24 protein-coding genes are annotated in these 24,577 nt (G+C 71.3%); 13 read left to right on the forward strand and 11 right to left on the reverse strand.

All coding sequences use genetic code 11. The features are described from left to right. Positions 1–306: 306 nt before the first annotated feature. Entirely contained in the window at positions 307–2,871 is a 2,565-nt protein-coding gene (locus AB0K00_RS34760) for a GNAT family N-acetyltransferase (protein ID WP_363529353.1), read from the reverse strand. A gap of 40 nt (positions 2,872–2,911) precedes the next feature. On the opposite strand from AB0K00_RS34760, the gene AB0K00_RS34765 reads away from it, so the two are divergent. Beyond that, complete coding sequence (locus tag AB0K00_RS34765) at positions 2,912–3,184, forward strand: DivIVA domain-containing protein (protein ID WP_363529356.1); 273 nt, start codon at positions 2,912–2,914, stop codon at positions 3,182–3,184. Here the strand turns inward: AB0K00_RS34765 and AB0K00_RS34770 are convergent. Next, positions 3,181–4,341 carry an acetoin utilization protein AcuC gene (locus tag AB0K00_RS34770; RefSeq protein WP_363529546.1) on the reverse strand — a complete coding sequence of 387 codons (1,161 nt, stop codon included), beginning with the start codon at positions 4,339–4,341 and terminating at the stop codon, positions 3,181–3,183. The two genes, AB0K00_RS34765 and AB0K00_RS34770, sit on opposite strands and share 4 nt — an antisense overlap. Positions 4,342–4,544: 203 nt before the next feature. Here AB0K00_RS34770 and AB0K00_RS34775 point away from each other — a divergent pair, with 203 nt between their 5' ends. From AB0K00_RS34775 to AB0K00_RS34790, 4 genes are all read left to right on the forward strand, one after another. Further along, positions 4,545–5,225: a metal-dependent transcriptional regulator gene (locus AB0K00_RS34775; RefSeq protein WP_363529549.1), complete on the forward strand. Its 681-nt coding sequence runs from the start codon at positions 4,545–4,547 to the stop codon at positions 5,223–5,225. Between the two features lie 12 nt (positions 5,226–5,237). Further along, positions 5,238–5,585 carry a helix-turn-helix domain-containing protein gene (locus AB0K00_RS34780; protein ID WP_363529359.1) on the forward strand — a complete coding sequence of 116 codons (348 nt, stop codon included), beginning with the start codon at positions 5,238–5,240 and terminating at the stop codon, positions 5,583–5,585. 76 nt (positions 5,586–5,661) lie between these two features. Further along, the gene (locus AB0K00_RS34785) at positions 5,662–6,207 is read left to right on the forward strand and encodes a Uma2 family endonuclease (protein ID WP_363529362.1); all 546 of its coding nucleotides are present in this window, start codon (positions 5,662–5,664) and stop codon (positions 6,205–6,207) included. A 51-nt stretch (positions 6,208–6,258) separates the two neighbouring features. After that, positions 6,259–6,984, forward strand: coding sequence for an NAD(P)H-binding protein (locus tag AB0K00_RS34790; RefSeq protein WP_363529365.1), 726 nt, complete (start codon positions 6,259–6,261; stop codon positions 6,982–6,984). Here AB0K00_RS34790 and AB0K00_RS34795 read toward each other — a convergent pair. Continuing rightward, entirely contained in the window at positions 6,868–7,935 is a 1,068-nt protein-coding gene (locus tag AB0K00_RS34795; RefSeq protein ID WP_363529368.1) for a lysylphosphatidylglycerol synthase transmembrane domain-containing protein, read from the reverse strand. The two genes, AB0K00_RS34790 and AB0K00_RS34795, sit on opposite strands and share 117 nt — an antisense overlap. A 107-nt stretch (positions 7,936–8,042) precedes the next feature. Between AB0K00_RS34795 and lhgO the strand changes: the two genes are divergently transcribed. Continuing rightward, positions 8,043–9,224 carry an L-2-hydroxyglutarate oxidase gene (gene lhgO, locus AB0K00_RS34800; RefSeq protein WP_363529371.1) on the forward strand — a complete coding sequence of 394 codons (1,182 nt, stop codon included), beginning with the start codon at positions 8,043–8,045 and terminating at the stop codon, positions 9,222–9,224. A 16-nt stretch (positions 9,225–9,240) separates the two neighbouring features. Beyond that, complete coding sequence (locus tag AB0K00_RS34805) at positions 9,241–9,783, forward strand: hypothetical protein (protein ID WP_363529374.1); 543 nt, start codon at positions 9,241–9,243, stop codon at positions 9,781–9,783. A 30-nt stretch (positions 9,784–9,813) separates the two neighbouring features. On the opposite strand, the gene AB0K00_RS34810 is transcribed toward AB0K00_RS34805, so the two are convergent. Beyond that, the gene (locus AB0K00_RS34810) at positions 9,814–10,713 is read right to left on the reverse strand and encodes a LysR family transcriptional regulator (protein ID WP_363529377.1); all 900 of its coding nucleotides are present in this window, start codon (positions 10,711–10,713) and stop codon (positions 9,814–9,816) included. A gap of 80 nt (positions 10,714–10,793) precedes the next feature. On the opposite strand from AB0K00_RS34810, the gene AB0K00_RS34815 reads away from it, so the two are divergent. From AB0K00_RS34815 to AB0K00_RS34830, 4 genes are read left to right on the forward strand one after another with little or no spacing between them, the layout of a single operon-like run. Then, positions 10,794–11,591, forward strand: a complete 798-nt coding sequence (locus AB0K00_RS34815) for an NAD(P)-dependent oxidoreductase (protein ID WP_363529380.1) — start codon at positions 10,794–10,796, stop codon at positions 11,589–11,591. Next, positions 11,579–11,977, forward strand: coding sequence for a RidA family protein (locus AB0K00_RS34820; protein ID WP_363529383.1), 399 nt, complete (start codon positions 11,579–11,581; stop codon positions 11,975–11,977). Before AB0K00_RS34815 ends, AB0K00_RS34820 begins: the two co-directional genes overlap by 13 nt. Positions 11,978–12,035: 58 nt before the next feature. Continuing rightward, positions 12,036–12,281, forward strand: a complete 246-nt coding sequence (locus AB0K00_RS34825; protein ID WP_363529386.1) for a hypothetical protein — start codon at positions 12,036–12,038, stop codon at positions 12,279–12,281. Positions 12,282–12,295: 14 nt separating this feature from the next. Further along, positions 12,296–12,904 (forward strand): hypothetical protein, encoded by a 609-nt coding sequence (locus AB0K00_RS34830; protein ID WP_363529389.1) that lies wholly within the window; start codon positions 12,296–12,298, stop codon positions 12,902–12,904. A 3-nt stretch (positions 12,905–12,907) separates the two neighbouring features. Here the strand turns inward: AB0K00_RS34830 and AB0K00_RS34835 are convergent, their stop codons facing one another. After that, positions 12,908–14,758 (reverse strand): hypothetical protein, encoded by a 1,851-nt coding sequence (locus AB0K00_RS34835; RefSeq protein ID WP_363529392.1) that lies wholly within the window; start codon positions 14,756–14,758, stop codon positions 12,908–12,910. A gap of 48 nt (positions 14,759–14,806) precedes the next feature. Here AB0K00_RS34835 and AB0K00_RS34840 point away from each other — a divergent pair, with 48 nt between their 5' ends. Next, the gene (locus AB0K00_RS34840; protein ID WP_363529395.1) at positions 14,807–15,985 is read left to right on the forward strand and encodes an acyltransferase; all 1,179 of its coding nucleotides are present in this window, start codon (positions 14,807–14,809) and stop codon (positions 15,983–15,985) included. An 18-nt stretch (positions 15,986–16,003) separates the two neighbouring features. On the opposite strand, the gene AB0K00_RS34845 is transcribed toward AB0K00_RS34840, so the two are convergent. The 4 genes from AB0K00_RS34845 to AB0K00_RS34860 form a co-directional block, all read right to left on the reverse strand. Next, the gene (locus tag AB0K00_RS34845; protein ID WP_363529398.1) at positions 16,004–16,972 is read right to left on the reverse strand and encodes a 5'-nucleotidase; all 969 of its coding nucleotides are present in this window, start codon (positions 16,970–16,972) and stop codon (positions 16,004–16,006) included. A gap of 125 nt (positions 16,973–17,097) precedes the next feature. Beyond that, positions 17,098–19,968, reverse strand: coding sequence for a vitamin B12-dependent ribonucleotide reductase (locus AB0K00_RS34850; RefSeq protein WP_363529401.1), 2,871 nt, complete (start codon positions 19,966–19,968; stop codon positions 17,098–17,100). A 93-nt stretch (positions 19,969–20,061) separates the two neighbouring features. Beyond that, entirely contained in the window at positions 20,062–20,580 is a 519-nt protein-coding gene (gene nrdR, locus AB0K00_RS34855) for a transcriptional regulator NrdR (RefSeq protein WP_363529404.1), read from the reverse strand. Between the two features lie 275 nt (positions 20,581–20,855). Beyond that, complete coding sequence (locus tag AB0K00_RS34860; RefSeq protein ID WP_363529407.1) at positions 20,856–21,110, reverse strand: LysM peptidoglycan-binding domain-containing protein; 255 nt, start codon at positions 21,108–21,110, stop codon at positions 20,856–20,858. A 460-nt stretch (positions 21,111–21,570) separates the two neighbouring features. Here AB0K00_RS34860 and lexA point away from each other — a divergent pair, with 460 nt between their 5' ends. Further along, a complete protein-coding gene (gene lexA / locus AB0K00_RS34865; protein ID WP_363529552.1) occupies positions 21,571–22,251 on the forward strand; it encodes a transcriptional repressor LexA in 681 nt (226 codons plus the stop codon). A gap of 527 nt (positions 22,252–22,778) precedes the next feature. Here lexA and AB0K00_RS34870 read toward each other — a convergent pair. After that, positions 22,779–23,039 (reverse strand): hypothetical protein, encoded by a 261-nt coding sequence (locus tag AB0K00_RS34870; protein WP_363529410.1) that lies wholly within the window; start codon positions 23,037–23,039, stop codon positions 22,779–22,781. A 135-nt stretch (positions 23,040–23,174) separates the two neighbouring features. Then, entirely contained in the window at positions 23,175–24,383 is a 1,209-nt protein-coding gene (locus tag AB0K00_RS34875; RefSeq protein ID WP_363529413.1) for a DUF349 domain-containing protein, read from the reverse strand. Positions 24,384–24,577: the final 194 nt, after the last annotated feature.

A 24,577-nucleotide genomic window follows, 5' to 3' on the forward strand; every position in this document is an offset into this window, starting at 1 on the left:
CTTGGCTGCGGCGACAGCCCGGCGTCCCTGTCGATCAAGGGCTGTGATCACTCCGGGCCGTTCCTAGCTTCGGGCGCCCGCCGGGCGGAGACGTTGGTCAATGCCCCGAAATGCCCCTTTTCCAGATAGACGGTGTGCGATCTACCCGCGATCCAAAGATCATCTTGCGGGTGGATCGCACACTGTCGATGGCATAAAGGGGGCATAGTGGGGCATTGACCAATGTCTCCGCAGGTGTCTCCGCAGGTGTCTCCGCAGGGTAGGTGGCGCGGGTGGGGCGCACGCCGATCTCCGCAATGCGTTGTTTCAGAAGAGGCGTCTGGGGCCGCTGTCGGGGCGGGGTAGTGGGGTGGTGAAGTCGGCGGTGGCGTGCAGGACGGCCAGGCCCTCGGGGCGGGCCAGGATCGGGTTCAGGGACAGCGACGACAGGGTCGGCTGGTCGTCGACGAGGCGGCCGATGCGCAGCAGCAGGTCGGCGAGGGCGTCCAGGTCGACGGGGGCGGAGCCGCGGTAGCCGGTCAGCAGCGGCGCCGCGCGCGGGGCGCGGACCAGGGCGGCCGCGTCGCGGTCGGTGAGCGGAACGGGGCGCCAGGCGCGGTCGCCGAGGAGGTCCGCGGCCTCGCCGCCCAGGCCGAAGCCGACGACCGGGCCGAACGCGGGGTCGTCGACGACCTCCACCACGCACGCGACGCCAGGTGCCACCATCGGCTGGACGAGGACCTCCACGCCGAGGCCGAAGAGGCGTTCCAGCTCCTGGTACGCGTCGTCGACCAGGTCGCGCGTGGTGAGGTTGAGCCGGACCGCGCCGAGGTCGAGGCGGTGCCGCCACGGTTTGGTGGCGACCTTCAGCGCGACGGGCAGGCCGAGGGCTTCGGCGACCGTCGCGACGTCGGGGCCTGTGGCGCGCCGGGACGGGACGACCGGGATGCCGTAGGCGGCGAGGAGCTCCTCGAGGTCCGCGGACGGCGGGATCTTGAGGTCCGGGAGCTCGGGGACGGTGCCGACCGGTTCGCGGCGCCAGGCGGCGTAGCGGGCGACCCGGCCAAGGGCGCGCACCGCCTCCTCGATCGCCGGGTACGTCGGCAGCGCCGTCGGGTCGCTCGACAGGTACGCCGGGGCGAACGTGAACGACGGGTCCGCCGGCAGGACGACCGCGAGGGGGCGCACCGACTCGACGGTCGTGGTGCGCAGCAGCTCCGCGACGCCGAGCTCGCCCGGGACCGAGAGCGCGGGGGCGTACGCGGCGACGACCGCGTCCACGGTGTCGTCGGCGAGCGCCTCCCCCACGGCGTCGACGAAGTCGGCGTCGCTGACCTCCGGGCCGAGGTCGCGGACGGAGGCGACCCGCAGCCCGGCGGCCGGTGCCTTGGCGACGGTGAGGACGCCGAGGGCGGCGGCGTTGGTGACGACCGCGATCCGGTCCCCGGTCGGCAGCGGCTGCCCCGCGATGAGCAGGCCGACGTCGAAGAGCTCGGCGACGGTGTCGACGCGGATCACGCCGGAGCTGGCGAACAGGGCGGCGACGCCGCGGGCGTCGGGGCCGGTGGTGACGGCGTCGAGGGCGGGCGGCCGCACCGGGCTGGCGACCGCGGCGACCGGTTTGCGCCGGGCCAGCTCGCGGGCGATGCGGGCGAACTTGCGCGGGTTGCCGAACGTCTCCAGGTACAGCAGCACCGCGTCGGTCTGCGGGTCCTCGCGCCAGTACTGCAGGGCGTCGTTGCCGGACACGTCGGCGCGGTTGCCGGCGGAGACGAACGTCGACAGCCCCAGCCCCCGCCGGTCGGCCTCGGCGAGCAGGGCGGTGCCGAGCGCGGCGGACTGGCTGAAAAAGCCGACGCGTCCGCGGCGGGGCAGCAGCGGCGCGAGCGTCGCGTTGAGCTGCACGCCGGGGTCGGTGTTGGCGATGCCGAGGCAGTTGGGTCCGACCAGGCGCATGCCGTGGCTGCGGACCGCGCGTAGCAGCGTCGCCTGCGCCTCGGCGCCGGCCGCCCCGGACTCGGCGAACCCGGCGGAGACCACGACCAGCCCGTGCACGCCGGCGGCGGCGCAGTCCTCGACGACGGACGGCACCGCTTCCGCCGGTACCGCGACGACCGCCAGATCAACAGGGTGCGTGGTGCCTGCCAGTGCGGCCACCGCGGGCAGTCCGCCGACGACGGGGGCGGACGGGTGCACGGGGATGAGCGGGCCGGCGGGCCCGGCCGCCTTGAGGTGCGCGAGGATGGCGGCGCCGATGCCGGTGCCGTCGGCGCGGGCACCGTAGACGGCGACGCCCCGCGGGTTGAGCAGCCGGCCGATCGAGCGGGCCTCGGCCTGCTGTTCGCGGGACCACTGGACCCGCATCGAGTCCGGCGTCGCGGCGATCGGGAACCACAGGTGCACCACGCCGTCGGCGAACTTCCGCTCGACCTGAAACCCGGCGGCCATGAAGACGCGCAGCATCGCCTGGTTCACCGGCAGGACGTCGGCCTCGAACTCGGTGATGCCCTCCTGCGACGCGGCCGCGACGAGGTGCTCGATGAGGACCGAGCCGATGCCGCGGCCCTGGTGCGCGTCCTCGACGACGAACGCGACCTCCGCCTGGTGCGAGCCGGCGCCGAGGCGCTCGTAGCGGCCGACGGCGATGAGTTCGCCCGCGTGCTCGATGACGAACGCCTCCCGGTCGCGGTGGTCGACGTTGACGAACCGGTCCAGATCGCGTTGCGGGATCCGGGGGTACGCGGAGAAGTACCGCAGATAGCGCGTCCGCTCCGAGAAGCGCGAGTGCAGCGCGACGATCCGGTCGGCGTCGTCGGGCCGGATCGGTCGCAAGTGGACGGTCGTGCCGTCGGAGAGCAGGACGTCCGCGGCCCGGTCCGGTGTTTCGGTCACGTCTTCATCGTCCCACCGGCGCGTTGGTTATCGTGTCGGGATGATGCTCACCCCGGCCGACGTGCAAGCCGTCCGGTTCACCAAGGCGGCGTTCGGCAAGCGTGGCTATGACGAGGACGAGGTCGACGCGTTCCTGGACGTGGTCGCGCAGGCGCTGACCGCGTTGCACGACGAGCTGTCGACCCTGCGGGGCGCGCCGTCGCCGGACACGTCGTTCGGCACCTCGAAGGCGGCGGCGACGGCGATGCTGGCCGAGCTCGACCGGATCAAACAGCGCCTGACCCGCCTCGAGGAGGCGGCAGTAGGGCACTAGTCCCGCGGGTCGTGGGGATCCAGGCCGAAGAACGGGAAGCTCGCCGTGCGGGTCGCCATGACCGCCCGGTCGACGGCGTCCGGGGTCTGGCCCGGCACCCACGGCGTCCACTCCCCCGACCCGCCGTCGGTCATCGATGTCGGCACAGGATGGCCGGGCCGCCGGGTCTTCGCGAACCGTTGCCACGACTCGGGCGTCGGCGTCGCGGGGTCGAGGGCCTCGCCGGTCACCACGGCCAGCAGGTGGGTCCACGCCCGCGGCACGCACTCGACGAGCGCGTATCCACCGCCGCCGCTGGCGACCCACTTGCCGCCCGCCACCTCGGTCGCGAGGTCGCGCAGGGCGAGGTACGCGGCCCGCTGCCCGTCGACCGTCAGCTGCAGGTTGGCGAGGGGGTCGTGCCGGTACGTGTCGGCGCCGCACTGCGTGAACAGCAGCTGCGGCCGGAACGCGCGCAGCACCCCGGGCACCACGGCGTGGAACGCCCGCAGCCAGCCGGCGTCGTCGGTGCCGGGCGGGAGCGCGACGTTGACCGCGGAGCCCTCCGCGCCGGGCCCGCCGGTCTCGGAGGGGAAGCCGGTGCCGGGGAACAGCGACCGCGGCGACTCGTGCAGGCTGACGGTGAGCACCCGCGGGTCGTCGTAGAAGATCTCCTGGACGCCGTCGCCGTGGTGGACGTCGATGTCGACGTACGCGACCCGTTCGGCGCCCAGCTCCAGCACCCGGGCGATCGCGACGGCGGGGTCGTTGTAGACGCAGAAGCCGGCGGCCCGGGCGGGCATCGCATGGTGCAGTCCACCGGCGATGCTGACCGCTCGGTCGGCCTCGCCGAGCCAGACCGCCTCGGCCGCGGCGCGGGTCGCACCCGCGATTAAGGCGCTGGCGTCGTGCATGCCGGGGAACGTGGGGTTGTCGCTCGTGCCGAGGCCCATGATGCTGAGCCGCCGGCCGGTCGACGCGGCCCTGACCACGGCGATGTAGGCCGGGTCGTGCACGGTGGCCAGCATGTCGTCGCCGGCCTGCTCCGGGACCCGCAGCGTGACCCCCTCGCGACCGAGGACGCCCAGGTCACGGGCGAGGGCCATGGTCAGCTCCACCCGCACCGGGTCGAGGGGGTGCTCGCCCATGTCGTACCGCAGCAACGCGTCATCCCACATGACCAGCGTGTTCACGTGACCGGTCCCTCCTGTGCGGTGTGAGCAGGGACCCTGCGCGCGCCGGTAGGATTGCAGAACGCGGAGACCCCCGCTTCCCACACCAGCTCGGCGACGACGGCACCGTCCAAGATCGCTTGGTTGGCTGTCACGTTCCAATCTTGACGTACGCGACGAGTACCATCGCGTACCGGGAGGGCAAGGCAGTGAACGACCTGGTCGATACCACCGAGATGTATTTGAAGACGATCCTCGAGCTCGAAGAAGAGGGCGTCGTTCCCAAGCGTGCCCGGATCGCCGAGCGACTCCACCAGAGCGGACCCACCGTCAGCCAGACCGTCGCCCGTATGGAGCGCGACGGACTGCTGATCGTCGAGGGCGACCGCCACCTCGCGCTGACGGACGAGGGCCGCGTCCACGCGGTCGCCGTCATGCGCAAGCACCGCCTCGCCGAGCTGCTGCTGGTCAACGTGATCGGCCTGCCGTATGAGGAGGCGCACGAAGAGGCGTGCCGCTGGGAGCACGTCATGAGCGACGCCGTCGAGCAGCGGGTCTATGAGCTGCTGGGCCGTCCGACCCGTTCGCCGTATGGCAACCCGATCCCGGGACTGGAGGGCCTCGAGGGCAGCTCCACCGCCCACGACCCGTCCGACCCCGAGCGCAACCTCGCCTTCCCCGGTCTCGCCGGGGCGGTCGTGGTGAGCCGGATCTGCGAGAGCGTCCAGACCGACGCCGACGTGCTGCGCCAACTGCACACCGCCGGCATCGACCCGGGCGCGACGGTCACCGTGGCGCAGGAGCGCGACGGCGTCAGCATCGACCGGGCGGGCGAGCGCATCCGGCTGCCGCGGGAGGTCGCGTCGCGGGTGTTCGTCGCGGCGCACTGAGCGGCCGCGCCGATGCTTTCCGGGTGCACCGTCCAGGAGCTGGTCGACCGGGTCGCCGGCAAGTGGAGCGTGTGCATCCTGGTGGCCGCCGCCGACGGCCCGATCCGGTTCACCGAGCTGGAGCGGGCAATCAGCGGCATCAGCCGCCGCATGCTGACCCTCACGCTGCGTAACCTGGAGCGTGACGGGATGCTCGTGCGGACCGTCTACCCGACGGTCCCTCCACGGGTGGAATACAGCCTCACGCCGATGGCCCTGGAGCTGCACGCCGCCCTGCTCGCGATCACCACGTGGGCGGAGCGGCACCGCACCGACGTCGCCATGGCCCGCGAACGCTACGACGCCCGCCCCACCGCCTAGCCCCGAACTTCAGCTTGCATGAGCATATGGTGACATGTAGGTTCAACGGCACGTGATGTGCCCTAGACTGGGCTGGATGAATGAGGAGCACGGCATGACTGCCGCCCCGAATCTGCCGCTCGGGCCGCTCACGTTGCAGGACGTGACAGCGCTCGCCGCAGCTGATGATCAGCACCGGTATGAGCTGACCGAGGGGAATCTCATCGTCATGCCGCCGCCGACCTGGCGTCACCAGGAGATCAGCCTGCTCCTCGGCTCGTGGCTCCTTGCCCGCGGCCTCCAGGGCCGGGTCAATGTAGCTCCCGGCGTCAAAACTGCAGACGACGAGCGCAGTGGGCGCATCCCAGACCTTGTTGTAGTCAAGGGCGACGTATCGCCGGGCGAGGTGTGGCTGTCGTCGGCGGCAGTGCTCCTCGCCGTGGAGATCGTGTCGCCCGGGTCGGAGCGGGCCGACCGGTGGTTCAAGCCGGTCGAATATGCCAAGGTCGGCATCGAGCACTTCTGGCGGGTCGAGCCCGACGACACCGTGCTGCGGTTCCAGCTCGTCGACGGGGCATACAAGGAGATCGGCCGCGAGCCGCTCGACACGCTCCTCGCCGGCGAGGTGCCGGACCTGAGCTGAGACGCCGGCCACACCGTGTCACGTTCCGGGGGCTGAGGCGTCAAATACACCATGCAGCGAACAGTGCTCGTCACCGGCGCGACCGGGACGCTCGGGCGGGACGTCGTCGCCGTCCTGGAGGAACGTGGTCACGAGGTGCGCGGCTTGAGCCGGTCGAGGCCCGGCTTCGCGCACGGGAACCTGCTCACCGGCGAAGGGCTCGCCGAGGCCGTCGACGGGGTCGACGTGGTGGTGCACGCGGCCACCGACGGGCGCAGAGACGTCGCGGCCGCCGCGAAGCTGATCGAGGCCCTGGAGGCCGGCGGGAAGCCGCACCTGGTGTTCGTGTCGATCGTCGGCGTCGACAAGATCCCGTTCGGCTACTACAACGACAAGGTCACCATCGAGAGGATGGTCGCCGCGTACGGCGGGACGTCCCTGCGGGCCAGCCAGTTCCACGACCTGGTGCTGACCCTGGCGAAGGCGATGACGAAGCTCCCGCTCGTCGGGTTCTACCCGGCGTTCGACCTGCGGCCGGTCGAGGTCCACGACGTGGCGGTGCGGCTCGCGGAGATCGTCGAGGGTGACCTGCCGGCGACGCCCGCCGACCTCTCCGGGCCGCAGCGGCGCAGCGCCCGCGAACTGTGGCGGGCGTACCTGGCGAAGGCCGGGAAGCGGCGGCTACTGGTCCCGGTCAGACTGCCCGGAAAGATGTTCCGGGCGCTGCGCAGCGGCGCCGGGACCGGTCCTGGCGGCGGGACCGGGACCTGGGGGGACTACCTGCGGCGCACCCTCTGAGTGCCGGATCCGCCGCAGCCCCACCGCGGCGGCGACGCCCGCGGCGGCCACGTCGGCGACGGTGAAGAGCAGGCGCGACACGAGCGTCAACGCCCACGCCGTCGCCCACGGCACGCCCAGGCCGGCCAGGGCGAGCGCCATCAGGAACTCGCGGGCGCCGAGGCCGGACGGGGCGACGATGACGAACGTGCTGATGCTCATCGCGAGCGCCATCGCGAAGACGCTGCCGACCAGGCCGTGCAGGCCCGGCAGGTGCGCGCGGACCAGCAGCCACACGTGCAGGCCCGCCGTGAGGTAGCCGGCGACGCACCAGGCGGCGCTCTCCAGGACCGGCCGCCAGGTGATCGGCCGGTCCAGCGGCGGGCGCCGCAGCACCCGCATCGCCCTGCCGACGATCCAGGTCAGCAACGGCGGGTAGCAGCAGGCGACGGCGAACGGCAGCAGGATCACCGACGCCCACACGGCCAGGGAGCCGAACACCTCGTGCCGGGACGCCTTCACGCCGTCGAAGGCGGTGCCGAAGCCGGGGGAGGTCAGGATCAGCCCGGACGTGACGCCGAGCCCGCTGACCAGGACCGAGCCGATGAACACCTTCGAGCGGGACACGCCGGCGCGGCGGCCGAGCTCCATCTGCACGACATACGCCCACACGGAACCCGGCAGGTACTTGCCGAGCGAGCCGACGAGCATGATCGGGGCGGCGTCGCGGACCCGCAGTGGGTGGTCGATGCTGCCGACCATCGCCCGCCAGGCCATCATCGTCGTGCCCAGCGAGACGACGGCGGCCAGCAGCGCGGCGATCAGCGACGGCCACGACAGGCCACGGAACGTCGCCTGCACCGCCGACCACTGGTCGATCGTGGTGGCGACGATGAAATACACGATGCCCAGCGCGGCGAGGACTCGCACGGCGGCGATCATGCGGGCCCGCCACGGCTTGGCTGGTGCCACTTCGACGACAGGCTGACCTGGCTGACCCACGGACGGGAACGCTAGCACGACTACGATGCGACGAGTCCTGCGGCGATCCGCGCAGCGATCCGGTCCGAGGAGGCAGCGTGCGATACGTGGTCATCGGTGGCGGCATCGTCGGCTTGGCCACCGCGCACCGGCTCACGCTCGAACATCCCGACGCCGAGGTCACGGTCGTGGAGAAGGAGCAGACCTGGGGCGCGCACCAGACGGGCCACAACTCCGGCGTCATCCACGCGGGCGTCTACTACAAGCCCGGCAGCCTCAAGGCCACGCTGTGCAAGGCCGGCAGCGCTTCGATGGTCGAGTTCTGTCGGGAGCACGACATCCCGCACCGGGTGACCGGCAAGCTGATCGTGGCGACCGACGCGTCCGAGCTGCCCCGGTTGCGCGGCCTGTACGAGCGAGCTCTCGCCAACGGGCTACCTGCCCGTCTGGTCGACGCCGCCGAGGCCCGTTCCTACGAGCCGGAGGTCGCCTGCGTCCAGGGCATCCACGTCGCCTCGACCGGGATCGCCGACTTCGGCGCCGTCTGCGTCACCCTCGCGGCGCTGCTGGAGAAGGCCGGCGCGACCCTGCGCCTCGGCGCCCGGGTGACCGGCATCTCCACCCTGCACGGCGAGACCGTCGTGCACACCACCGTTGGCGACGTGTTCGCCGACGTCCTCGTCAACTGCGCCGGCCTGCACGCCGACCGGGTCGCGAAGATGGCCGGCATCAAGCCACCCGCCCGGATCATCCCGTTCCGCGGCGAGTACTTCGAGCTGCGCCCCGAGCGGCGGCACCTGGTCAACGGGCTGATCTACCCGGTGCCGGACCCGCAGTTCCCCTTCCTCGGGGTACACCTGACGCGGATGATCGACGGCAGCGTCCACGCCGGCCCCAACGCGGTCCTCGCCACCGCCCGCGAGGGCTACTCATGGTCCCGCATCCGCCCCCGTGACCTCGCCGACACGGTCAGCTACCCGGGCATGTGGCAGCTGGCCCGCAAGCACCTGCGGTACGGCCTCACCGAGGTCCGCCGCTCCCTGTCGAAGAAGCGCTTCGCGGAAAGCCTGGCCCGGCTGGTGCCCGCGGTGACCGCGGCCGACCTGGTGCCGGCGTCCGCGGGTGTGCGAGCCCAGGCCATCACCCCGTCCGGCGCCCTGGTCGACGACTTCCTCATCGTCGCCGAAGGCCGGCAGGTCCACGTCCTCAACGCCCCGTCACCGGCCGCGACCAGTTCCCTGGAGATCGCCAGGTACATCGTCGACCGCCTGCCCCGGTAGGCGCTAAGGTGCCCGCGTGCGAACGGTTGGCGTGACGCTGGCGGCACTGCTCCTGCTCACTGGCTGCGACGATGCCGGTGCGCATCCGCAGGCCGCGCCCTCGACCGCCCCGGCCGCCGCGGCCGGCGGTGCGTGCCAGCTGCTGGACTTCGCGGTGGTCAACGCGAAGCTCGGCCTGGACCTCGCCGTCGCCGCGTCCGCGACCCAGGACAACACCTTCACCTGCGTCCTGCAGCCCCGCGCCGCGACCGCCCCCGACCTCGTCCTGTCGGTGAGCGCCACGACGATCGGCGCCGACATCTACACGTCCGCCGTCCAGCCGAAGGGCGCCGCCCCAGTGGAGGGCCTCGGCGCCGCCGCATACCAGCAGCCGACCCCGGCCACGGACGGCACCGGCCACGGCACTGGGCCCGGCGCGGAGGTCGGCTGGCTCGCCGGCAACAAGCGCATCATCCAGCTGTCGGTCCACCTCGCCTCGGGCACCCCCGAGGACAAGTCCGCCGAGCTCCTGCCGAAGCTCGTCGCCCTCGCGAAGCTGATCGACCTCAGCAGCCTGTGACCTCGCCCCGCGCCGGCGAGCGGGGCGGGGTCACGGAAACAGGGATCGGGCCTCGGCGCGGAGGACGGTCAGGAAGTCGGTGACGGGCGGCGGGACGGTGCGGCCGGCGATCGTGGCTGCCAGGACGCTGCGCGGTGGGACCTCGTCCGGGTGCAGGGCGAGCAGCGTCACGTCGGGTGGGGCGGCCCGGGCGGCCAGGGCGGGGACCAGGGTCACGCCGAGGCCGGCGGCGACGAAGCCCAGCTTCGCGGTCCACTCGCCGGCGACGAACGCGATCCTCGGCCGGAACCCGAGGCGCACGCTCGGCGCCAGCAGGGTCTCCTCCGGGACCGCCGAGCCCGCGATCCACGCCTCGGACGCCAGGTCCGCCAGTCGCGCGGAGGCGGCGGTCGACAGCGGGTGGCCGGCCGGCACGGCGAGGAGGACGGGCTCGTCCAGGACGTGGTGCGTGGTGAACCGGGTGTCGTCGAACGGGCGGTCGGCGCCGGCGGTGACCAGGACCACGTCGGCGTCCCCGGCGAGCAGCGCCGCGAGGAGGCCGCCGGTGACGCCCTCGATGAGGGACAGGCGGACGCCGGGGCGGGCGGCGCGGAAGCGGGCCAGGGCGCGGGGGACGAGCGCGGCGTCGGCGGTGGCGAACGCGCCGACGCGCAGCACCCCGGACGTGCCGGCGTGCAGGGCGGTGACCTCGCGGCGGGCCAGGGCGAGCCGGTCGAGGATCGCGGTGGCGTGCCCGAGCAGGCCGGCGCCGGCGGCGGTGAGCGCGACGCCGCGGGGCAGCCGGTCGAACAGGCGCGTGCCGAGCTCCTGCTCCAGGGCCGCGATCTGGCGGGACACGGCCGACTGGGTGTAGCGCAGCGTGGTCGCGGCGCCGGTGATCGAGCCGTGCCGGGCGACCTCCCGGAACACCTCCAGCATCTCCGTCTGCACCGAACGACATTCTCACAGCGCATGGCAGACATGCCAGACATTCGTTGGTCGCATGCGAGAGCGCCGAATACGGTCACGGCATGCAGAAGATCGCTGTGCTCGGGCTCGGGCACATGGGGGCACCGATCGCCCGGCGGCTGGCCGCGCACGGGTTTGCCGTCACCGCGTGGAGCCGCACGCCGAGGCTCGTCGACGGGGTCACCGTCGTGGAAGGCCCGGCGGCGGCGGTCCGCGACGCGGACGTCGTCATCACGATGCTCACCGACGGCCCGGCGGTCATCGAGGTCGTGACCGCCGCAAGGCTGGCGGACGCACCCGGCGTGACGCTCGTCGACATGTCGACGATCGGGCCCGACGCGGTGCGGGACCTCGCCCGGGTCCTGCCCGCCGGCCTGGACCTGGTCGACGCGCCGGTCGCGGGCAGCACCGGCGCAGCCGAGGGTGGCACGTTGCGCATTTTCGCCGGCGGTACCACGGCCGCCGTCGACCGGGTCGCCCCGGTGCTCGCCACGCTCGGGGAGGTCCGCCGGTGCGGCCCGTCCGGCAGTGGCGCGGCGATGAAGGTGGTGCTCAACACCGCGCTCGTCACCGCGCTCGCCGCCCTGGCCGAGGTGCTGCAGGTCGCCGACGCGGTCGGAATCCCCCGCGCGGAGGCCCTCGAGGCGTTGCGCAGCGGCCCGCTCGGCATCGCCGTGGAGCGGTCCATGGCACCGAAGGCGGCGCATTTCGCGGTACGACTCGCGGCGAAAGATCTCGCACTCAGCGTCGGCGACCGGGACCTGCCGGTGGCCGTCGCCGCTGGGCAGCACCTCGCGGCGGCCGACCCGGAGGCAGACCTGACCACCATCGTCTCGGAGGGACGCACATGCTCGTCATAGACAACCCCGGCTCGGTCGCGGCGCCGGTCGGCGCGTACTCGCACGTGGCCCGCGTCGACGTCGGCACCGGGACGCTGCTGTTCCTGTCCGGCCAGATCGCGCTCGACGACGACGGCGTGCTCGTCGGCGCCGGCGACATGGTCGCGCAGGCGACCCGCGTGTTCGAGCTGATCGGCGCGATCCTCGCCGCGCACGGGGCGACGTTCGCCGACGTGGTGAACATCCGGACGTTCCTGACCGACATGGCGCTGCTGCCGCAGTACGGGCAGGTCCGCACGGCGGTGTTCACCGGCACGCCGCCGACCAGCACCACCGTCGAGGTGTCGCGGCTGTTCCGCGACGGGGCGCTGCTGGAGGTCGAGGTGACCGCGGCCGTCGCGGCCTGACCTAATCCTTACGTTGTCCCGCGGGCCGCGCTTACCCGCGGGACACACCATGTCCGCCATGAGACGAACGATTGCCATCGCGCTCGCGGCCGCGCTGCTGTTCGCGGGCGGCTGCGGGCGGCAGGAGCGCAAGGACCGGCGCGGCGGGCAGCCGGCCGTGGTCTCGACCCAGACGACCCCGGCACAGGACGCCCCGGCGGCGGCCACCGGCGGCAGCGGCGGCGGCGAGGACGTCGACCAGCTGCTCGACCAGGTCGACCAGCAGCTGTCCGGCGACGCCCAGCCCGCCGGCGACGAAGACTGAGAGGGATCGACACCGTGAAGCGCACCCTGATCGCCCTGGCCCTGATCCTCACCGCCGTGCTCATCCCGGCCACCGCCTCGGCGGAGCCGTCCACCCGGCCGTCGGCGCGTGCCGCGACGCTCGAGGGTGCCAAGGACGCCGTCGCGTCCCGCATCGACAAGCGCCTCGACGCGCTGAAGAAGTTCGAGACCAGCCTCGCCGCGGCGAAGCAGGTCCAGTCCGGTCACCGCGACACGCTCGCCAAGCTCATCGCCGACCAGCGGGCCGGCCTGACCGCGCTGAAGACCAAGGTGCAGGGCGAGACGACCGCCGCAGCGGTGAAGGACGACGCCCAGTCGATGGTCTTCGACTACCGCGTCTTCGTCCTCACCGGCCCGAAGGTCCGCCTCACCGCGGCCGTCGACACCGAGCTCGCCGTCGTCGCGAAGCTGCGCACCCTGCCCGGCGCCGACACCGCGAAGCTCGACGCGATCGAGGGCACCCTGAAGGGCAAGGTCGACGCCCTCCTGGCGATCAAGCCGGGTCCCGACGGCGACGCGCTGCGCTCGCAGGTCCAGTCGGTCCGCGCCGCCGCCAAGGCCGCACACGCCGACCTGAAAGCGCTGCGCAAGCCCAAGAAGTAGGCCTCAGGCCCGGACGATCTCGATCGAGGCCGCCGGGTGGCGTCGCCGGAGTGCTTCGGCCCGGTCGCCTGCGTCGTCCGACAGGGCGAGCAGGCGCATCGGGCCGGGCATCCTGGCGACCACGGCGTCGAGGCGGTCCGGGGAGTTGATCGGCCCGACGTGGTAGGTCGCCCCGGCCATCGCGCCGGAGGTGCGCTGCAGCGTCGAGATGAACAGCGTCAGCCGGTAGGAGTCGTAGCCCGCGTCGTCGCCGACGACGACGGTCGGGCGGCCGGGGGTGAGGCCGAGGGCGGCCCTCGCGTAGGCGAGCTGGTCCACGCCGGCACCCGCCAGCCAGTTCGTTCGCCCGTCGAGGTGCTCCGGGCGATCGCCGGCGCGTTCGCCGCCGATGAGAGCGACGATCGCCATCAGTACCGACGCGGTCCTGACGTGCGCCAAGGACAGCGGCTGGCGCGGCAGGTGCAGCGCGAGGGCCCCGGTGCCGGCCAGCAGCAGCGCCAGGACCAGGAACAGGGCCTTGTTGGCGTAATACCCGCTGCCGGAGCCGAAGAGCCGCTGCACGACCAGCATGCCGACGGCGAAGCCGGCCACGGGGACGAAGATCAGCGCGTACGAACGCCAGATCCGGCTGCGACGGCCGCGACCGGTCAGCATGCCCGACGCGACGAGGCAGACCAGCACGGCGAGCCCTTCCCGGCCGACCTTCAGGGAGCCGACGCTGAGCAGCGCACCGGCCTGCCCGGCGACGAGGACCCCGATGGCGAGGGGGACGGCGCTGGTGACGGCGATCGCGAGCGCCAGGGCCGGGATCCGGCGGGCGCGGTGCTGGCGGCGTTCCCGCATCAGCCACAGGATCGCGGCCAGGCCGACCGGCGGCAGGTACAGGTAGTACGTGAACCCGACGGCGGCGAGCAGGGCCGCGACCAGCAGCAGCTGCTGGCGGGGGCGGGGCACCGGCCGGATGAGGACGGTGAGGAGCATGACCGCCTCGGCGAGGCCGAGCACCTGGCTCGGGTAGCCGAACCGGACGAGGTCGAGCAGCTCCCCGAACGCGCACAGCGCGGCGATCCCGCCCGCCACCGGGACGGTGCGCGCCGGGGTGAGCCCGCCGGCGCCGATCCACTGCGCGGCCCAGACGAGGGTCGCGGCGAGCAGCAGGTAGCCGCCCGCGACGAACGCCAGGTAGTGGTCGAACATGCCGGCGCCGGTGCCCTGGGCCGTGGCCGACGACCTGACGAACCCGTCGAGCAGCGCGGCGGTCACGTGTTCGCCCTGCGGGTAGCTGACCATCCCCTCGTAAACGAGGGTCCTGCCCTGCCCAGGGCGTTGGAAGAGGTACCCGCCGGCGTGGCGGATCGCGTCGAACAGCGCCGCATGCCGGGACAGGTCCTCACCGTCCATGACGAGGGCGAGCCGCCCGGTCCGCCCGTCGCGCAGCAGCGGCCAGGCAACGACCACGCCGACGGCGGCGACGGCCAGCCCGGCGATCGCGTCCGTGGCGCCGAGCCGCGGCAGTCGCGGCCGGCGCCCGGTCTTCGCGGCGGCGACGATCAGCGCGGTCGCGGCGGACCCGCCGGCGGTGACCGGGTGCAGCCCCCACGGCCAGACCGCGAACACGAGCGCGCCGAGGCAGGTGAGGCCGAGCAGCAGCCCGGTGGCGAGCATCAGCCGGTCGAGGACGGTCCGGCCGCCCCGCAGGAGCGCGGCGGTGGCGACCAGGAGCAGCGGCGGGACGATGAAGGCGACCCCGGCGAGGTACACCAGGGCGATGACCAGCCACGCGGCCGCCACCAGCGCGGCGACGACGAGTTGCTTGGGTGTGGCGTCTGGCTTGGGGGGAGCGGATACTGACACAACTCACTTAACGACGAAGTCGGTCATCTGGTCGTTTGTCATGATGTGTTGGGTGACCGGTACTCGCCGCGGGCGAACGCTCTCGGGTTCCTGCGGCTGTGCCTCGCCTTCGCGGTCCTGGTAGGACACTCGTGGCCGCTGGGCGTCGGGCGGGCGACACCGGGGCTGGGGTTCTCCCGCGGCCAGGCGGACGTCGGGGCGCTCGCGGTGGACGGCTTCTTCGTCCTGTCGGGCTTCCTGGTCACCGCCAGCGCGGCCCGGCTGGGGTTCGTCCGGTTCGCCTGGCACCGCTGCCTGCGAATCTTCCCCGGGCTGTGGGTATGCCTGCTGGCCACTGCCCTCTTCGCCGGATTTTTCGCCACATTTCCTGATGCGCTGGCCTTTGCCTGGCACAACGCGCTCGGGCAGCCGCACCAATGGGGCATCGGCACCCTGTTCCGCGACACCCCGTACGGCCGGCTCACCGGCGGCGGCTCCGTCGTCAACGGCTCGCTGTGGAGCCTGTCGTTCGAGCTGTTCTGGTACGGCGTGTTCACCGCCCTCACCGCCTGCGGCGTGATCCGCCGCTCCCCGCGACTGATCCTGCTGCTCACCGCCGGCGCGTACACGGTCCTGCTCAGCGACTTCCTGCACCAGCTGCCCGGCACGACCCGTACCGTCCCCCAGCCGCGCGGCACGTTCGGCCCGATCCCGTTCTTCGGCTCGCTCAACACCCAGACCCTCGTCTACCTGGGTTTCCTGTTCCTGCTGGGCGCGTCGGCGCAGCTGTACCAGCACCGCGTCCCCATCCACCCGCTGCTCGCCGCCACCGCCGCCGCGGTCCTGCTGGCCACCCTGCGCTTCGGCGCCTTCCACGTCCTCGGCTACCCGGCGTACGCCTACCTGCTGCTGTGGGCCGCCTGCGCACTGCCGCCCTGGACACACCGGATCGGCCGGACCCAGGACTACTCGTACGGCATCTACATCTACGCGTTCCCGACCCAGCAACTCCTGGCAACCCTGGGCGTCCACCACTGGGGCCTGCCGGCGTACATCGCCCTGTCCGCCCTAGCGACAACAGTCCTCGCCGCCGCCTCGTGGCACCTGGTCGAGCGCCCGGCCCTGCACCTCAAGCGCTGGACCCCGGTCCTCAGCCTCCGTACAGCATGCCTCCCAGTCACCCCCGCCCAGACCAGCGCACCCCGATGCCCGCCGAGCTCTGAACCGGCCGTCGATGCCCGCACCTGACCGCGGGGGCTCTCGGGATCACACCTCGGGAGGTTCGGTTAGGGCAATGGCGGCGCCGGTCTCATCATTTACGACGCCGAAAGGGATATGAACACTCGGCGCCGCCCGCGAGGTTGACAGAAGATGTGTCGGCTGGTCATCGAAAAAGATGTGCGGCTTCAGAATCTCGACGACCTTGCCCTTGTCCACCCCGCCGAGAAAGAAGGCGTCATTGACCGTCACGCCCCATGTCTTGAGACTGTCGACGGCCCTTTCGTGCGCCGGCGCGTTGCGCGCCGTCACAATGGAAACGTGCAGGCGGACACGATATTTTTCGTCTGCGGCCTTCTTAGCTTCCTCACGCCGTTGAATCTGATTGACCTGCCTCAGAAAGTCCTGCAACGGCCCGGGCGAATGCGGAATTCCGGCATTCGCCCGCTCGTACGCGTAGAACGCTTCCAGTCCGCCCGATTGCATCACGCGCTCAGAATCGTCGCCGGCGAGGACTCCGTCGAAGTCGAAGGCGATCCGAAGATCCCGATCCTCGTCGTCGACGTACTGCGACGGCAGCACTTGACCGGCCTGAAAGCCACGGCGCGTGGCAGCCTTGACATCTCTCTCGTCAGCCGAGAGGAAGAGCGACATGTGAAACGCCGGCATAAACTTGTATGGCGACTTTCCTTGCATGAAGATCGCACGGGTGATGGCCAGCTCATGATGCTTCACAGACCTCATTACGCGAAGACCGGTGTCAGGATCATTCCGGGACAGAATGATCACTTCGACGAGCGGATGCTCTCCGGCGTCGCACAGGTCGTTCAATGAGAGAAGGCGCTTGATGAACGGGAAGGCGATACCAGGAGCGAGAAAGTTGTTCAGATTCTCCTCCTGGTATCTTCGGTAGGCCTCCTCACCGTCTCTACGGAAAACCTCATCCGATTCCTTCAGGTCGAACAGCGCACTGGACGCGATTCCGACAACCAGACAGTTGTCGAGGTCGTAGGCCATCTGCTCTCCGTTCCATTCGTCGATCCCGGTCGCTCCCCCGGAACTGTGCGATCTACCGCGGCGGCGGAAACGACGACCGCCCGGACCCTGTGCGGGCCGGGCGGTCGTGGTGCAAGGAAAGGCGATCAGCTGCAGCCGCTGGTGGAGCCGCAGCCCTCGCAGACGTAGCAGCTGCCGGCGGGGCGCATCTTCGTGCCGCAGGTGAAGCACAGCGGCGCGTCGGCGGCCTTGCCCTGGACCAGTTCGAGCAGCTCGGTCGACGAGCCGACCTTGCGCGGGGTCGCGATCTCGACCTCGACGGGCTTTGCCGCGGCGGCGGCCGGCTTCGTGGCTGCCTCCACCGGGGCGGAGTTGCGCATCTCGGTCAGGTCGACGTCCGGCTCGCCCGCCTCGGCGCGCAGCTGGGCGGCGCGCTCCGACGAGGTGAGGATGCCCAGCTCCGAGCGGGTCTCGAAGTCCAGGAAGTCCAGGGCCAGCCGGCGGAAGATGTAGTCCATCACGGACGAGGCCAGACGGATGTCCGGGTCGTCGGTCATGCCGGCCGGTTCGAAGCGCATGTTGACGAACTTGCTGACGTAGGTCTCCAGCGGCACGCCGTACTGCAGGCCGATGGAGATCGCCACGGAGAAGGCGTCCATCACGCCGGCCAGGGTTGAGCCCTGCTTCGACATCTTCAGGAAGACCTCGCCGAGGCCGTCGTCCGGGTATGACGACGCGGTCAGGTACCCCTCGGCGCCGGCGACGGAGAACGACACGGTCGAGCTCGGCCGCTTCTTCGGCAGCCGCTTGCGGACCGGGCGGTACTCGATGACCTTCTCGGTCTTCACGACGGGCGCGGGCACCTCGGCGGCCGCGGCCTCGTCGGCCGCCTTCTTCTTCGCGGCGGAGGAGTTGACCGCCGACAGCGGCTGGCCGACCTTGCAGTTGTCGCGGTAGATCGCGAGGGCCTTGAGGCCGAGCTTCCAACCCTGGAAGTAGATCTCCTCGACGTCCTCGACGGTGGCCGCCTCGGGCATGTTGACCGTCTTGGAGATGGCGCCGGAGATGAACGGCTGGATCGCCGACATCATCCGCACGTGGCCCATCGGGGCGATGGTGCGCTCGCCCATGGCGCAGTCGAAGACGGAGTAGTGCTCGGCCCGCAGGCCGGGCGCGTCCACGACGTGGCCGTGCTCGGAGATGTGCTCGACGATCGCCTCGACCTGCTCCTCCTGGTAGCCCAGGTTGCGCAGGGCGCGGGGGACGGTCTGGTTGACGATCTGCATCGAGCCGCCGCCGACGAGCTTCTTGAACTTGACCAGGGCCAGGTCCGGCTCGACGCCCGTGGTGTCGCAGTCCATCATCAGGCCGATGGTGCCGGTCGGGGCGAGGACGCTGGCCTGCGAGTTGCGCCAGCCGTGCTTCGCGCCGATCTCGTTGCCGCGGGCCCATTCCTCGGTGGCGGCGACCTTGATCGCGACGTCGAAGCCGCCGACCGTGCCGATGGCGTCGTTGGCGGTGGCGTGCTGGCGCATGACCCGCTGGTGCGGCGTGGCGTTGCGGGCGTAGCCGTCGTACGCGCCGACGATCCCGGCGAGCTCGGCCGAGCGGCGGTACGCGGTGCCGGTCATGAGGCTGCTGATCGTCGCGGCGACCGCGCGGCCACCGTCGGAGTCGTACGCCAGGCCGCTGGCCATGAGCAGCGCGCCGAGGTTGGCGTAGCCGATGCCGAGCTGGCGGTAGGCGCGGGTGGTGGCGCCGATCTTCTCGGTCGGGAAGTCGGCGAAGCAGATCGAGATGTCCATCGCGGTGATGACGAACTCGATCGACTTGACGAACTTCTCCACCGCGAACGTGCCATCGGCGTTGAGGTACTTCAGCAGGTTCAGCGAGGCGAGGTTACAGCTGGAGTTGTCCAGGTGCATGTACTCGCTGCACGGGTTGGACGCGGTGATCCGGCCGGTCTCCGGGCAGGTGTGCCACTCGTTGATCGTGTCGTCGTACTGGATGCCGGGGTCGGCGCACTCCCACGCGGCCGTCGCGAGCTTGCGGAACAGCTCGCGGCCCTTGACGGTGGACACGACGCTGCCGTCGAGGCGGGAGCGGAGCGCGAACTCGGCGTCGTCCTCGATGGACTGCATGAACTCGGCGGAGACCCGGATCGAGTTGTTGGCGTTCTGGTACTGGACGCTGACGATGTCCTTGCCGCCGAGGTCCATGTCGAAGCCGGCGTCGCGCAGGGCGCGGATCTTGTCCTCTTCGCGCGCCTTGGTCTCGATGAACTCCTCGACGTCCGGGTGGTCGACGTCCAGGATGACCATCTTCGCCGCGCGGCGGGTCGCGCCACCGCTCTTGATCGTCCCGGCGGACGCGTCGGCGCCGCGCATGAAGCTGACCGGCCCGCTGGCGGTGCCGCCGCTGCTCAGCAGCTCCTTCGAGGAGCGGATCCGGGACAGGTTGACGCCGGAGCCGGACCCTCCCTTGAAGATCAGGCCCTCCTCCTTGTACCAGTCGAGGATGCTGTCCATCGAGTCGTCCACCGCGAGGATGAAGCAGGCGCTGACCTGCTGCGGCGACGCCGTGCCCACGTTGAACCAGACCGGCGAGTTGAAGCTGAACACCTGGTGCAGCAGCATCCAGGTCAGCTCGTGCGCGAACACCTCGGCGTCGGCGGGCGAGGCGAAGTAGCCGTTGTCCTCGCCGGCCTTGCGGTACACGGTCACGACGCGGTCGATCAGCTGCCGCAGCGACCACTCGCGGGCGTCGGTGCCGACGGCGCCGCGGAAGTACTTCGTGGTGACAATGTTGGCCGCGTTCACCGACCAGAAGTCCGGGAACTCGACGCCGCGCTGCTCGAAGTTGATCGAGCCGTCGCGCCAGTTGGTCATGACGATGTCGCGACGTTCCCACGTCACCTCGTCGTAAGGGTGGACCCCCTCGGTCGTCCACACCCGCTCGACGCGCAGGCCCTGTGCCTCTTTGCGCGACGCTGCCTTGGTCTTCGTCTCCCCCGCCATCCGCGGCCCCCTCAAGTCTGCATTTTCCACTTTGTACGTGACTGCTGCGCTTTGTGCACTTCTACGCTGTGGTGCTTTTCCTGCCTGCGCGCCTCAGCCGACCGGCTCGGCGGCGCGCTCCCCCTGTGTCGGTGCTGCCTGGTGCTGTGTTGCGCTGGCCGGGCGGTTCGACGCCGCGCGGAGCGAGGCGATCTCGCGCTCGAAGTCCTGCAGCGAGTCGAACGACCGGTAGACGCTGGCGAAGCGGAGATACGCGACCTCGTCGAGCTCCCGCAGCGGCGCGAGGATGGCCAGACCGACCTCGTGGCTGGGCAGTTCGGCGGCGCCGCGGGCACGGACGGCCTCCTCGACCTTCTGTGCCAGGACCGCGATCGCGTCCTCGTCGACCGGACGGCCCTGGCAGGCCTTGCGAACCCCGGCGATGATCTTGGTGCGGCTGAACGGCTCCGTGACGCCGCTGCGCTTGACGACCGCGAGCACGGCCTCCTCGACGGTGGTGAACCTCCGGCCGCATTCAGGGCAGGACCGGCGCCGACGGATGATCTGGCCGTCCTCCGCCTCCCGGGAGTCGACCACCCGCGAGTCGGCGTGGCGGCAGTACGGGCAGCGCATGCGGCGGCCTTCCAGTCTACGTCGGATATGTCCTGACAAAACGCACGCGAACGCCCAACGGGCGGCCGTGGTCGCTGGCCTCCGCTGGTCTTTACCGTCGGTAAGGGTGATTGCCGAATCCACTACCAGTGGACGACTTACAGCCCTGTAACTACTACATCTAGGGGTAGACGCTATGCCGACGCATACGCGGGCGCAAGTTGATCCGGGATTTCCACCCCTCGCGTGTCGCGAGTCTCATCACCTGATGTTGGTGCGCTGTTCGTTTGCGCTGATCAGCGCTGCCGGGGCAGGGTCAGCCGCTGCCCGGCGTCGACACTGTAGCCGTCCAAGTGGTTGAGACGACGGATCTCCTCGATGGTCGCGTCGCGCCCCCGGACCCCCGAGTGCCGGGTCGCGATGTCCCACAGCGTGTCGCCCGGCTGCACGATGACGACCGGCGCCGACCCTGGCTGGTCGGCCGCCTGCCCCGGCACCGACACGAGCGTGAACAGCGCGCCCGCGACCGCCAGCAGAAGGCAGAAGAGCACGATCCGACCCCGCCGGGTCAGCCGGATGGGCGGGTTTTGCGCGTGTCGTCGCATGTCGGCCCTCGATTCCGTACAGCCGTTCGATCGAACGGACGTACGATGGTCTACCAGAGCGAGAAGACCCGAGTCCAGCGACTCGCCGAAAAAACAGCGCGCCACGTAGTACAGATGTTTGAAACTGTCGCACCTCGGCGATACGGTGATCCACACACGATCGAGACGTTTGATCGGGATACCCGAAATTTGCGACAGCCGGCGCCGTCACACCCGGTGGCGGTCAAGGTGGCGGGCCACCCCACGGCCCGTCCGCACCCGCGGCCTTCCCTCCGCAGGTGCCAACACGAGGGAGGACGACGTGTCAGCCGACGACGACCGCACCGACGAGCCCGCCGAGGTCACCACGATCGGCAGCGGCACCGCTCGCCGCGCCAGCACCCGCCGCCGCGGAGGCGAGCCGGAGATGCGCGCGGTCACCGCGGTGGTCAGCGCCTTCCCCGACCTGTTCGCGGCCGACCTGACCGTCCGCCAGCGGCGCATCCTGGAGTTCATCCGCAGCGCGGTGGAGCGCAACGGCTATCCGCCGAGCGTCCGCGAGATCGGCGAGGCCGTCGGCCTGGTCTCCCCCTCCAGCGTCGCCTATCAGCTCAAGGAGCTGGAGCGGAAGGGCTACCTGCGGCGCGACCCCAACCGCCCGCGCGCCGTCGACGTGCGCCCGCCCAGCGAGCTCGTCTCCGTCGACGAGGAAGCCGAGCGCGCCGCCCGCCCTGCTCCCGCCTACGTGCCGGTCCTGGGCCGCATCGCCGCTGGTGGTCCGATCCTGGCCGAGCAGGCCGTCGAGGACGTGTTCCCCCTCCCCCGGGAGCTCGTCGGTGAGGGCACCCTCTTCATGCTGCAGGTCAAGGGCTCCTCGATGATCGAGGCCGCGATCTGCGACGGCGACTGGGTCGTGGTCCGCCAGCAGCCCAACGCCAACAACGGCGACATCGTGGCCGCCATGATCGACGGCGAGGCCACCGTGAAGACCTACCGCAACCGCGACGGCCACGTCTGGCTCATGCCGCAGAACCCGGCCTTCGACCCGATCGCCGGCGACCAGGCCACCATCCTCGGCCGCGTCGTCACCGTCGTCCGCCGCATCTGACGCTCCGCACCCCGCGCTGAAAGGCCCGCCCAGCCGCCCACCGGCCGAGCGGGCCTTCGCACTGCCGGGGCACCGTGGCCGCGCCGGAGAAGCCGCCCGCCTTCGCTCGAGAGGCGGCCAGCTCCGGCCCGCCGAGCGGGGCCTTCGCATCGCCCGGGGGCACCGTGGCCACCCTCAGAGGAGCTAGTCGCCCCGCCGGGCGCTCCGGCCCGAGAGGGCGCCTGCTCCGGCTGCTGAGCGGGCCTTGGCGTTGCCCGGAGCATCATGGCCACGCCGGAGGAGCCGCCCGACCTCGCGCTCGAGAGGCGGCCTGCTCAGAGACCGCCAAGCGGGCCTTCACACCGCCAAGCGGGCCTTCACACTGTCCGGGAGCGCCGTGGCCACGCCCGGAGGAGCTGCCCGCCCCGTCCGCAGCACCCCGCCCGAGAGACGGCCTGCTCCGGCCGCTGAGCAGGCCTGGCGTTGCCCGCGGCATGCTGCGCCGCCGCGGCGGCGGAGGCACCCCGGAGCCGCGCGGAAGCGTGCGGTCATCCGCTGACGTAGCGACGGGCCAGATCCTGGAGCACCTCGGCGGACGTGCTGCCGCGCTCCTCGGCCAGGTCGGCGATGACGTGCTCGCACAGGGTGGCGAGCGCGATCGTCATCGCTCCGGCGCCGGCGATGGTGTTGTCGCCGTAGACCTGCTTGAGGTAGGCGATCTGCTCGGCGACGTTGACGTGCTCCCCCTCCGCGCGGAGGGTGAGCAGGCCGACCGCGTCGAGGAGGACCTGCCGTCCGCGATCGTTCACCGCAGTCGCACCTGCCTTCTTGCTTCGGGTGAATGGGCCGGAAAACGACGTTGACCACTACACGCCGCGGCGTGTAGTGGTCAACTTTTCTATGTCGGACGAGCGCATCGGCCCGTCACTGGAGAAGTCTCTCGATCAGCCCGTGTGCTCGGCCATCGCCAGGAACTTGCGCTTGCTCTCCAGGGCCTTCTCGGCCTCCTTGATGCGGCGCTGGTCGCCGGCGGCCTGGGCGCTGGCGAGCTGCTGCTCCGCGCGGGCCACCTGCTCCCGCATCTGGGCGAGCAGCGGGCTCGCCTCCGGCGGGGTCCGGCGCCACGCGGCGTCCATCGCCGTCTTGACCTTGTCCTCGACGACGCGCATGCGACGGTCGAGACCCGTCTGCGCCTCGCGGGGGACGCGGCCGACCTCGTGCCAGGCGGCCTGCAGGTCGCGGAGCTTCGCCTGCGCGCCCTTCGGGTCGCCGTCGACGTCAAGGGCCTCAACCTGGGTGAGGATTTCCAGCTTGCGGTCCAGGTTGCCCTTGAACTCGGCGTCGCGGGCGCTGAAGACCTCACTGCGGCGCTTGAAGAACGAGTCCTGGGCGGCGCGGAACCGCTCCCAGAGCTTCTGCTCGGTCTCCTTCGCCGCACGCGGGGCGGTCTTCCACTCCGTCATGAGGTCCTTGAGGCGGGCGGCCGTCGCGTTCCACTCGGTGGACTCGGCGATCTGCTCGGCCTCGATGACCAGCTCCTCCTTGCGGCCCTGCGCCTGCTTGCGGCTGGCGTCGAGGGTCGCGAAGTGGGCGCCGCGGCGGCGGGTGAAGGCGTCACGGGCGGCCGCATAGCGCTTCCACAGCTCGCTCTCGGCCTTCTTCTCGACGCCGTGGATGGACTTCCACTCGTCGAGGATCTCCTTGAGCCGGTCGCCCGCGGTCTTCCAGCCGGTGGCCTCGGCCGCGATCTGCTCGGCCTCCTCGACCAGGGTGGTCTTGCGGGTGAGGGCCTCGGCGCGGGCAGCGTCGCGGGCCGCGCGGGCGGCACCGGCCTTCTCCTCGGCGATCGAGGTCAGCTTGTCGAGGCGGGCGGCGAGCCCGTCGATGTCGCCGACCACGTGCGCCTCGTCGAGGCCACTGCGCAGCCGCTTGATGGTGGACAGCGACTGACCGGCGTCGGCCGCGCCGCTACCGAGCCGCGCCTCGATCAGGTCGACCTCGGTCACCAGGTCGGCGAACCGGCGGGCGAAGTGGGCGAGGCCCTCCTCCGGTGTGCCGGCCTGCCACGATCCGATGGCCCGCTCTCCGGCTGCCGTCTTCACGAAGACGTTGCCGTCAGCGTCGATCCGTCCAAACGTCGTAGGCTCGCTCATCTGCCATCCTCGCTCCCGGCGTCCGTGGGATCGGGTATCCCACTGTCACGCCGCCATCGCACAGCAAAGTTCCCCATGGCATTCTCACAGGTGTGCCCCGGGGCCGGTCGAGGGCCTGCGGCCGAACCGTGACCATTCCGGTGCCGAACGGGCCGCAGGATGCCGCAGCGACCGCCCCCGATAACGTTAAGACC

The sequence above is a fragment of the Dactylosporangium sp. NPDC049525 genome (assembly GCF_040676755.1).
Classification (GTDB): Bacteria; Actinomycetota; Actinomycetes; order Mycobacteriales; family Micromonosporaceae; genus Dactylosporangium.

Bases quoted from the DNA above. Each gene is read 5' to 3' on its own strand.
- AB0K00_RS34785 (WP_363529362.1), top strand. From the start codon at position 5,662: ATGAATGAGGAGCACGGCATGACTGCCGCCCCGAATCTGCCGCTCGGG.
- AB0K00_RS34790 (WP_363529365.1), top strand. From the start codon at position 6,259: ATGCAGCGAACAGTGCTCGTCACCGGCGCGACCGGGACGCTCGGGCGG.
- AB0K00_RS34815 (WP_363529380.1), top strand. From the start codon at position 10,794: ATGCAGAAGATCGCTGTGCTCGGGCTCGGGCACATGGGGGCACCGATC.
- AB0K00_RS34770 (WP_363529546.1), bottom strand. From the start codon at position 4,341: ATGTGGGATGACGCGTTGCTGCGGTACGACATGGGCGAGCACCCCCTC.
- AB0K00_RS34820 (WP_363529383.1), top strand. From the start codon at position 11,579: ATGCTCGTCATAGACAACCCCGGCTCGGTCGCGGCGCCGGTCGGCGCG.
- AB0K00_RS34780 (WP_363529359.1), top strand. From the start codon at position 5,238: ATGCTTTCCGGGTGCACCGTCCAGGAGCTGGTCGACCGGGTCGCCGGC.
- AB0K00_RS34765 (WP_363529356.1), top strand. From the start codon at position 2,912: ATGATGCTCACCCCGGCCGACGTGCAAGCCGTCCGGTTCACCAAGGCG.
- AB0K00_RS34850 (WP_363529401.1), bottom strand. From the start codon at position 19,968: ATGGCGGGGGAGACGAAGACCAAGGCAGCGTCGCGCAAAGAGGCACAG.
- nrdR (WP_363529404.1), bottom strand. From the start codon at position 20,580: ATGCGCTGCCCGTACTGCCGCCACGCCGACTCGCGGGTGGTCGACTCC.
- AB0K00_RS34845 (WP_363529398.1), bottom strand. From the start codon at position 16,972: ATGGCCTACGACCTCGACAACTGTCTGGTTGTCGGAATCGCGTCCAGT.
- AB0K00_RS34875 (WP_363529413.1), bottom strand. From the start codon at position 24,383: ATGAGCGAGCCTACGACGTTTGGACGGATCGACGCTGACGGCAACGTC.
- AB0K00_RS34825 (WP_363529386.1), top strand. From the start codon at position 12,036: ATGAGACGAACGATTGCCATCGCGCTCGCGGCCGCGCTGCTGTTCGCG.
- lexA (WP_363529552.1), top strand. From the start codon at position 21,571: ATGCGCGCGGTCACCGCGGTGGTCAGCGCCTTCCCCGACCTGTTCGCG.